The following is a 9,074-nucleotide window of genomic DNA, read 5'->3' as shown; positions in this document are numbered from 1 at the left end:
AAGCGGTGGTCGCCGCCGGTTGTTGCACAACCCGCCATCGCCAAGGAGAACAACTTGCACACTTCCAACCCCCTGCGCGCTCGGGCGCGCAATGCCGCCGCAACCGCACTGCTGTCAGTCGGCGCCCTGCTGCTCGCGCCCGGCAGCTTCGCCGCTACCGCCGCAACGCCCAAGGCAGCGCCGGTCTATGTGCACATGAACGGCGCGAACATGTTTCTGGAAAATGTGGTGGTGGTGCGCCCCGGGCAAAAGGTGGTGTTCGTCGATCAGGACACCGGTGCACACACCATCATCGGCTACAACCCGCTGACGGGTAAAACCAGCACCCGCTTCGATGGCGCCGTGCAAGGCACGCCCGGCCCAGGACACCCGGTCAGCACCTACACGATTGCGTTCAAGCATCCTGGGCTGCAGTTCTATTACTGCTCGGTACACGCCGAACTGGTGAAGGAGCCGGGCGGCCGCACCGTGCCGAAAAAGCGCCCCACGGTACATGGTTTCGGCGACCCGATGGCCGGACTGATCATCGTCACCACCGACAAACGCCTGCTGGATGACAACCCGCCGACGACGCACGAGAAAATTTTGCCGGGTTACTTCGGCGGCTGAGCAAAATCCGTAGAGCTGATTCAGGCCACCGTGAACTGGCCCATCATGCCTTTGTCTTCATGCTCCAGAATGTGGCGATGGAACATGAAGGGATTGGCATCGCCCGCCGGTTGATTGAAGCGGGCGATGAGCCGCACGGTTTCGTCCCGCCGCACCAGCACGGTGTCTTTCCATCCGGCCTCGTGTGGAGCTTGCAGCCCACCGAGTTGTGTGCAGATGTCATCAAACCGTGACTTTTTGCTAAGCATGCGCTCATTCCAGAAGACGACACTTCTTCCATCGCAAACGGTTTGCGATCGCCGCATCCAGCGGCGTTTCGCTCGCAAGAGTGCACAAGGAGTTTGATCATGCAACAACGCAACAAAGCCGCATTTCTGTTCGCCAGCGCGCTGGCTCTTGGCCTGGCCGGCGCCGCTGGCTCCGCCTATGCCATGGACGGTTCGCAATACACCAAGGAGGCCAAGGTGACGCTGGACGAAGCCCGCGCCATCGCTCTCAAAGCCCTCCCTGGCGCCACCATCACCGATCAGGAACTCGAAAAGGAAAAGGGCGGCAGCGGTCTGCGCTATTCCTTCGACCTGAAAGTGGGGCAGACCGAGCACGAAGTGGGTGTGGACGCCCAGACCGGCGCCGTGCTTGAAAACAGTGTCGAAGGCGCCAACGCAGACTGATCGACACCGCCTTCGCAGGCAGCAGAAAGCTCTCGCTTCATTTCAACCCGGCACGGCCGGGTTTTTTTGGGTCCACTTTCTCAATCGTCGAGACTGATCTCCTGAGCCAGATTCAGGTTGCCGGATTGGGTGAAACTCACATTGACTTTCGCCCCATTGACCAGTTTTCCCTCTTTGGGCACGACGCCGTTGATCTGGATGGTCAAGGCGTTGATCTCAAAGCTGCTTGCCGTGAGGTTATAGAGCGTGCCCTTGGTCTCCAGCACCGTGCCTGACGACCCATCGCTGGCGCCAGAGGTGGCCTTCACTTTCTGAAACGACACGCTGTAGGCCAGTAGCCCGCTCGCCGTATTGGTGGCTTCGATCTCCACGTTGGCCCCATCGATCAATTGCACGGCCGTCCCATGGCTGAACACCACATTGGGGGCGAGAGTGACCTGGAAGGTCTGGGTCGTGCCGTCGTCCTGCGCAGTCAGGCTGAAGACGCCGCTGGCCAGATTCACCGCGCTGACCGCGCCCTGATAGTCCACCGTGCCGCCATCAGGCGCGTGGCTGAGCACAGCCACGCTGCTGGCCGTCACCAGGTTGCCGCTGCCACCCGCCACCTGGCCGACCACATCCACAAACACCCCGTTTCGCAGCGAGGCGGCGGCGCCGCCGGTGAACACCACGTTCGCCGCAGAGGCATCCACCGGCACGCCGCGCACCAGAAAATTGCTAGCGCTCACAAAGCCGGTGATGGTGCCGCGCAATTCCACTTGCGCGGGACTGTTCGCGTAGGTGCGCAAGGATGTGGCGGTGAGCACCCCGGTGGACGCATCGGCCTGTCCCTGAACGACCACATACTCACCATTGCTCAGGCTCTGCACTGCGCTGGCGAGACTCGCCGCGCTGGCAATGACCGGGATGCCAGAGACCTGGAAGCGGCTGCCCGCCAACTGCGCCACCAGCCCGCCCACTTGCGCCGGGCCGGACACGCCGCGCAGGGTACGCACATTCACCGCGCCCGCTTGAATAGCGCCATTTGCCGCGGGCGGCGTGTTGCTCCAGACATTCACCAGTTGCCCGTTCGCCAGCGCCATGCCTGACGGCGTGAGCAAGGTGGAGGCGCCCGTCTGCACCAGGGTTGTGCCGATCTGGAAGCTGCCGTTTGCCGCATTGAGATTGCTGACGATGCCAGTCAATCGCGTCACCGGGTTGCTGGCGGGCAACTGCTCGATGCGCGTGGCCTGGATCTCGCCCTGCCCGCCCGCGCTCAGCCCATAGGCGCCATGCACTTCCACCTGCATGCCGTTTCGCAGACTGGAAAAATCGTTCAACCCGGTGTAATAAGTCGCCGGCCCTACGGCCGCATTGCTATTCACCCGAACCGCGATGCCATTGACCGTGAAGCCGCCCGCACCGAGGTTGGCGACAGGCCCCATCAACTCAGGATCAATGACCACTTTGCTCGGATGCCCCTGGGCATCGAGACGAATCTCCAACTGGTCGCCCAGATTCACCGCAGTAGAGGCGGTCTGCACCTCTTCGTCCTGATCGGTGCCGGCGTAGTAAACCGGGCTGGCGCTGCTGTAGGCGGTGCCATCGAGCACCACACTGCCGAAGCCGGTGACTGTGCCGGTGGAAATGCCCGTACCGCCCGTACCGACGCCACCCGTGGTGGCGACCGTGCTACCGCCCCCGCAGGAAGCCAATAAAGCGGCGAGCAAAACCAGCGCCGCCGCGCCCAGTGTGCGCAAGTGTTTTTTATGCATCATCACGGTCATCTCCCGTTGCCGTGTGGCCGGGCGGCTGTGTCTGCTGCGAGACATCCTCCGCCCAGTAGTAGGTGCCAAAACGCAGGCGGCAGGTGGCATCGGCGCGACCTTGGTCGGCCGCATAACGCCGGGAGGCCTCTGCAATCATTTCGGCGCGTGCCTGCGCCCACAGTTTGCGCGCCAGCTCGCCCAGTTCTCTGGAGGATTCGGGTGTCACGCCCTCGGCGAACACGCTTTGCTCAAGACGGGGCGCTTGCCCCAGCAAATTGCCAACGGCCGCTGCCGCATGGTCCGACAGATTGGCGCCGAACAGATCGAGCAGATCACGCGATCCCGGCGGCGGCACAAAGCCCTCGCGGTGCGGCACGATCCATTCCTGCCCCTTCACGGTCTTGACTGTCACCAGCCCGAGGCGCAGCAGATCGGTCAATGCGGTAAAGGGATGGATATCCTGCGTCACGCTGCGTGCCAGGCTGTCAAAAGACGGCGTCGGCCCCAGACGCGGCAAAGGCTTGGGGCGTTTGCGCCGGTCGCGGTAGAGCGGGTCTTGCACCCAGCGGGCGAACACCTGTGAGCTGATCGACATCTCCTGCGCGATGCGGCCGCTCAGCCCATTCGCGCGCCATTCGCGCACATCCTTGCGGTGCACGCCGCTCAGCAGGCTGATGGCCGAATCGGTGTCCTTCTGCCCTGAGCGCAGCAGCTCCTGCCTGGCCTGCTCGATAAACAGGGGCTTGAGTTCTGCGGCAAGACGGGTGTAGTCCAGGCCGCTGGCCAGCAGCAGGCGCGCCAGCGGCGCCATGACCTGCGCCAGCGCACGCAACACGTCCTCCGCCGCAGGCAATGGATGCTCTGGCGGAGGATGGCAAGGCAGACGGCGCGGAGGGCGTCCCATGAGATTTGATCGAGGCGAGTGAAGAGATTTGAGGGCGTTGACCGAAGTTTAATGCAAGATTTTTATTGCATGTTATTTTTTCCCATTTATTATTCCGGCACGCATCGTCATGCGGCGCGCCACCGATACTTTCTTGGAGATCCTCATGCAGCCCACGCAACCCCGCTCACGTTCCACCCGAAAACTATTGCCAATCGCAGCCGCCCTGGCGCTGAGCCTCAGCGCCTGCGGAGGCGGGAGTGGCGGCACTGCCCAGATCAATCCCGCAGCCACTACCACGCTCAAAGGCGCCGTAATTGATGCGCCGATCGCCAACGCCGCGGTGACGTTCACCACGGTTGCCCCCATGGGCCAGCCTGGCTCGGTGGTGGTGGGCGCCGCCACGGCAGACGCCAGCGGCAACTACACCGTGCAGGCGACTTTGCCCAACACCTCCGCACCGCTGTTTGCCAATGCCACCTCGCCAGACGGCCAGGTGGTGCTCACCGCCTATCTGGGCACGAGCAGCGCCGTGCTCGCCGCGGGCTCGCTCACATCGGCCAACCTGCCGAATCTGGTCATCAGCCAGGTGACCACGGCCGCGCTGGCGGTCTATATCGCCTCGGGCGGCAACTATGCCAACCTCACGCCCGCTCTTTATGCCGCGCTGCTGTCACAGCATCACGATGACATCCTCGCGCTGTCTGCCGCCATCAAGGCGGTGGCCGACGGCTACTGCGCCCGCCCCGCGCACTATCACGACACCGAAGACATGGCGCATGACATCGCCAAACAGGGGCTGTCCAGCAGCACGGCCAGTACGCTGAACTCGGCGTCGACCACGCTCGGATCGAGCTGCGACGGCAACCTCAAGTCGCTGATGCAGTACATCTCGTCAGATGAACGCTGGGCGCCTGAGCTTGACCTCGGCGACGTGCTGGAGCAAGGTGCGCCTGCCGTGGCTCCCGGCACCTACAGCCTGCAAGGCGTGCTGGCGCAATCGGGCATGAGCGCCCTGCCCATGCAGCCGACCCCGCCGGCTTCCACGGCTTCTGCGGCATCCGTTCCGCCGCCAGTCAGCACACTGCCGCCTGGCATTCTCAACACCGTGGTCAGCGTGGACGCCAACGGCAACCTCAGCTCGGCGGACGGCAGCGTGACGGGCGTGATCGTCGGCAATCTGATGACCCTGACGGTGAATGACGGCCAGGGCAACACCTATGTGCTGGCCGGCAAGGCCGGGTTGCTGCCGAGCGGCTTTGTCATCGGCGCCACCGCGCCGACGCCCGCCCCCAGTGCACCGGCAAGTAGCGCCTCATCGACCACCAGCGCCCCAAGCGCCGATGTCGGCTACGGCCTGCGCATGGGCGGCCGCACCCAAAACGGGGGCGTGCTCACCCGCTTCGATGCGGTGCTGGTCCCTCAGAACAGCATGCCCGGATGGGCGCAAATCGTCCCGACAAAATCGAATCACAGCGATGGTCTGACCTGCAACAGCGGCATGTTTGGCGTACGCCTCATGGGCACGGGCGCCACAGTAGGGGGGCTGGTGCTCGGCGCGTGCGTCATGCCGCAGACCGCAGGGCTCGCCCTCAGCCAGGCGCTGCCCAACGGGAATGGGCATGACTACAGCGACGACGATTTCAAGCCCGGCGCCAGCGTGAGCTTCGGCAATTTTTCCCTCAACAACACCAGCAGTACACCCTACATCCTGAACGCCCCAACCGTCACCATCACCCAGTCCAATCCCTCCGGAAAGAGCAGCACGCTCACCGGCCAGATGTTCTACGTCATGGGCGCCAAGGACATGATCTACAGCACCGCTGCGCCAGCCTCCAACGGCCTGTTCGTGATGAACGAAAACCCGTTGGATACCCTGCAGGAAAACCACGCCCATCAGGACCATTGACCATGGGCGCGCCAGAGCTCATCACACCGTCGGCCTTGTCTTCTGCAGACACCCTCCTTCAGGCCCAGTGGGTGCGGGAGCGGCTGGACGCCGCCTGCAACAGCGACGCCTTTCCGCGCGCCCAACTGCGGCTGGCCTTGCAGGAGCAGCGGCTGCGCGTGGCCTATCAGCCCATCCTGCGCCTGGACGATCTGCAGACGATGGGCCAGGAGGCGCTGGCACGCCTGCTGACCCCGCAGGGCCGGGTCGTAGCGGCGGAGGCTTTCATCGGCACGGCCGCCAAATTAGGCATCGAGCCGCGCATCGACGCGGTCATCACGGCCCAAGCCATGGCTGCAGCGTCTCAGCCCGGACCGTTTGCCGCCATCCCGGGGAAATTGTTCCTCAACTGCTCCAGCGCGTTTCTGGCAGAGGCGTCCTGCGTGGACAAACTCGCGCAGCAGCACCGGCACTGGCTGCAGAAGCAAAGCGGCGCCGATGCAAGCCCGACACCCTGGGTGCTGGAAATCACCGAGCGCAATCTCGACACCGACCCGGCGCGCCTTCTTGCGAATCTCGAGCCCTTGCTCAACCTGGGCTTTGAACTGGCGCTCGACGACTTCGGCAGCAATCACAGCGCCTTCCCCTATCTGCTGGCCCTGCCCATCCGCTATCTCAAACTAGACCGAAGCTTGGTGCAAACGGGCATGCGCACGGCCAAGGGTGAGTATGTGCTGCGCCACCTGCTCCAGCTTGCGCGAGACCTGAACCTCATCACCATCGCCGAAGGAGTGGAAAGCCAGACAGCGCTGCACTGGCTGCGCGGCATCGGCGTGCATTGGGGGCAGGGATTTTTCTGGGGGCAGCCAACGTCCATGCAGGCCGCGCAGTAACACCTGACACCCCCCACCGGCCTCGGCCCGCAATCTTCGTCAGCATCTCATCCCTCTTCCGATCTGAACCATTCCTCCACATCATGCACACCACACACCCCCAACCTGCCCTGCGTCCTCTCGTCGCAAAAATCCTCGCGGCACTCGCCCTGAGCAGTGTCGTCGCGCTTCCCGCCGCGCATGCGGATGACTCCCCATTATGGTCGCTGGCCATCGGCGTGCCGGGGCTGATCGCCAACGTCGGCAACGCCTACCCTGTCGCGCCGCAGCCGGTTTACGTGGCGCCTCCCGTGCAATATGTCCCGGCTCCGGTCTATTACGCCGCGCCGCCGCTCTATTACGCCCCCGGGCCTCAATACCGCGGAGAGCGGCGCGATCGCAGGCATTGGGATCGCCATCATGAGGAAGACGACCGCGGCGGCGACTGAGACGAGCGCGCAACCACGCCGCGCCTGCCGTTGCTCTGCGGGCTTTCTCAGCTCGCTCCATTCAGAGGATGACTGCGGATGACGAAATCGTCATCCGCTTTTCATTTTCGCGTGCGCTTACCTTCGCGAAAATGCAGGATCTGGCGCTTGCCTGTCCCAGGCAGTCACAGGCCAATTCGCCACACCCCATTCGCAATTCGCTTTTCATGCGTCACGGCACGTCCCTGCATGGCTCGAGCCCACAGGCTGCAGCATCGCCCGCAACGCCTGCGCACATGCCAGGGCGGTTCGCGGTGCGCGCCGATGTGCGGCGGTGCACAACCCTTCTGGTTGATGGCCTTGTGCTGCTGATCGCGGCAGCGAGCCTGTTCTGGCGTCTGGGCGCGGCGCCCATCCGTGACACCGACGAGGCGCTCTACGCCAGCATTGCTCTGGCGATGGCGCATGGCGGATCGTGGATCATCCCTCATCTCGACGGCGTTCCCTACATCGAAAAGCCGCCGCTGCTCTATTGGTTGATGGCACTGAGCTTCAAGGCCTTCGGCGCCGGGGCCTGGCAGGCGCGGCTGCCCGACGCCTTGGCCGCGTGGCTGACGGTGCTCGGGTGCATCGTGTTTGGCCGGGCGGTGTCCGCGCCGCTGGCCGGCCGGTTCACCGCGCTGGTCACCGGCACGGCATTGGGCTATGTGCTGATCGCCCGCAATATCCTGTTCGATCCGCTGATGGTGTTTTTCTGGCTGGCCGCCTTGGCTCTGCTGGTCCTTGCAGTGGCGCGCAAGCAGCGGGGCTGGCTGCGTACCGCCGCTGTTGCGGTGGCGCTCGCCACGCTGACCAAAGGCCCGGAGGCGCTGCTGTTGCTCGGCCTGGTCGCCCTGGTGCAATTGCTGGCTGCCCCCGGTGCATGGAAGCGCAGCGAACTGCTGAAGTTCTATCTCGATCCTTGGGCCATCGCCCTTTTCGTACTGGTTGCGGCCCCCTGGCATCTGGCCGCGCTGCGCATCCTGCCGGATTTTGGCTGGTTTTTCTTTGTCAACGAAACCATCGGCCGGTTTCTGGGCACCCGCATTCCGGATGATTTTCATCATGGGCCTTGGTGGTACTACGGCCCCAAGCTGCTGATCGGCTTTTTTCAGTGGACGCCGCTGCTCGCCGTGCTCGCCGCGTTTGCGCCGCGTTTGCGCGGCGGCGATGCGGCCACAGCGTCTGCGCGCTGGGCGCGCAACACCGCAATCATCCTCACCGTCTTCTTTTCCTCTGCGAGCGACAAGGGGGCGTATTACCTCCTGCCCGTGGTGCCGCTGGTCGCCTGGTGGCTGGGTGTGCGGCTGCAGGCGGCCCTATGTGCTGATGAGGACGGCGCCGCCTTGCAGCGTCGCCTCGGGCTGGCGGCGCTGCAGTTCGGCATGGCCGCACTGGGCCTCTGGGCGTTGACATTCACGCCGCCGCTGCATGCCGAATTGCTGCGCGCTGGCCTGCCCCCAGCGCAATTCGACTGGCTGCCCGCGCTGGTCATCGGGGTTGCGCTGGCGGCGTTCATCGGCGGCGCGCTGCTGTGGTCGCGCAGGCTGGCCCTCGGTCTGGCGGTCTTCAGCCTGAGCGCGGTGATCATGGTGGATTTCGCCGCGCAGCTCGCTGTCGCCAAAACGGCCGAGATCTCGCAGAAACAGGTCGCCGGGGTCATGCATCGACTCTTGCCCACAGACACCGTGTGGTTCTCCTGGCAAACCTTCGAGGATCACGATGCATCGCTTCTGTTCTACGGCACCCCCCACTTGTTCGTGATCGACAGTACCAGCGAAGACCTGTGGTTCGGCTGTCGGGACGACAGGCGGCAGAACACTTGCGTGGACGAAAACCCGCTGCTGGAGGCCCGGGCCGAGGGCAAGCCCGTGGCCGTCTGGGTATCGCGCAAGCGGCTGCAAAGCTGGCAGGCCAGCGGGCTCGCCCAAGGGTT

At 64.2% G+C, this 9,074-nt stretch carries 9 protein-coding genes; 6 read left to right on the top strand and 3 right to left on the bottom strand.

The features are described 5' to 3' along the window. Positions 1 to 609 (top strand): cupredoxin domain-containing protein (locus AC2VLV_RS03510; protein ID WP_486988654.1); only part of this gene is annotated, 609 nt, incomplete at its 5' end. A gap of 20 nt (positions 610 to 629) precedes the next feature. Here AC2VLV_RS03510 and AC2VLV_RS03505 read toward each other — a convergent pair. After that, positions 630 to 857, bottom strand: a complete 228-nt coding sequence (locus tag AC2VLV_RS03505) for a multicopper oxidase domain-containing protein (RefSeq protein ID WP_486988653.1) — start codon at positions 855 to 857, stop codon at positions 630 to 632. Positions 858 to 956: 99 nt separating this feature from the next. Here AC2VLV_RS03505 and AC2VLV_RS03500 point away from each other — a divergent pair, with 99 nt between their 5' ends. Next, the gene (locus AC2VLV_RS03500; RefSeq protein WP_486988652.1) at positions 957 to 1,280 is read left to right on the top strand and encodes a PepSY domain-containing protein; all 324 of its coding nucleotides are present in this window, start codon (positions 957 to 959) and stop codon (positions 1,278 to 1,280) included. Between the two features lie 80 nt (positions 1,281 to 1,360). Here AC2VLV_RS03500 and AC2VLV_RS03495 read toward each other — a convergent pair whose 3' ends face one another. Both AC2VLV_RS03495 and AC2VLV_RS03490 read right to left on the bottom strand, forming a co-directional pair. After that, entirely contained in the window at positions 1,361 to 3,037 is a 1,677-nt protein-coding gene (locus AC2VLV_RS03495; protein ID WP_486988655.1) for a DUF5666 domain-containing protein, read from the bottom strand. Further along, positions 3,027 to 3,932, bottom strand: a complete 906-nt coding sequence (locus AC2VLV_RS03490) for a DUF6502 family protein (RefSeq protein ID WP_486988651.1) — start codon at positions 3,930 to 3,932, stop codon at positions 3,027 to 3,029. Before AC2VLV_RS03490 ends, AC2VLV_RS03495 begins: the two co-directional genes overlap by 11 nt. 145 nt (positions 3,933 to 4,077) lie before the next feature. Here AC2VLV_RS03490 and AC2VLV_RS03485 point away from each other — a divergent pair, with 145 nt between their 5' ends. From AC2VLV_RS03485 to AC2VLV_RS03470, 4 genes are all read left to right on the top strand, one after another. Beyond that, a complete protein-coding gene (locus tag AC2VLV_RS03485; protein WP_486988650.1) occupies positions 4,078 to 5,820 on the top strand; it encodes a hypothetical protein in 1,743 nt (580 codons plus the stop codon). 2 nt (positions 5,821 to 5,822) lie between these two features. Further along, entirely contained in the window at positions 5,823 to 6,692 is an 870-nt protein-coding gene (locus tag AC2VLV_RS03480) for an EAL domain-containing protein (protein ID WP_486988649.1), read from the top strand. Between the two features lie 83 nt (positions 6,693 to 6,775). Continuing rightward, positions 6,776 to 7,120, top strand: coding sequence for a hypothetical protein (locus tag AC2VLV_RS03475; protein ID WP_486988648.1), 345 nt, complete (start codon positions 6,776 to 6,778; stop codon positions 7,118 to 7,120). Between the two features lie 275 nt (positions 7,121 to 7,395). Further along, a partial coding sequence (locus AC2VLV_RS03470; RefSeq protein WP_486988647.1) for an ArnT family glycosyltransferase occupies positions 7,396 to 9,074 on the top strand: 1,679 nt, incomplete at its 3' end.

This window comes from Thiomonas sp. TH-17 (genome assembly GCF_057473305.1).
This window is presented reverse-complemented; position numbering and strand designations above follow the sequence as displayed.

Coding starts and splice junctions, on each gene's coding strand:
- AC2VLV_RS03505 (WP_486988653.1), bottom strand. CDS start 857: ATGCTTAGCAAAAAGTCACGGTTTGATGACATCTGCACACAACTCGGT.
- AC2VLV_RS03475 (WP_486988648.1), top strand. CDS start 6,776: ATGCACACCACACACCCCCAACCTGCCCTGCGTCCTCTCGTCGCAAAA.
- AC2VLV_RS03490 (WP_486988651.1), bottom strand. CDS start 3,932: ATGGGACGCCCTCCGCGCCGTCTGCCTTGCCATCCTCCGCCAGAGCAT.
- AC2VLV_RS03495 (WP_486988655.1), bottom strand. CDS start 3,037: ATGATGCATAAAAAACACTTGCGCACACTGGGCGCGGCGGCGCTGGTT.
- AC2VLV_RS03485 (WP_486988650.1), top strand. CDS start 4,078: ATGCAGCCCACGCAACCCCGCTCACGTTCCACCCGAAAACTATTGCCA.
- AC2VLV_RS03500 (WP_486988652.1), top strand. CDS start 957: ATGCAACAACGCAACAAAGCCGCATTTCTGTTCGCCAGCGCGCTGGCT.
- AC2VLV_RS03480 (WP_486988649.1), top strand. CDS start 5,823: ATGGGCGCGCCAGAGCTCATCACACCGTCGGCCTTGTCTTCTGCAGAC.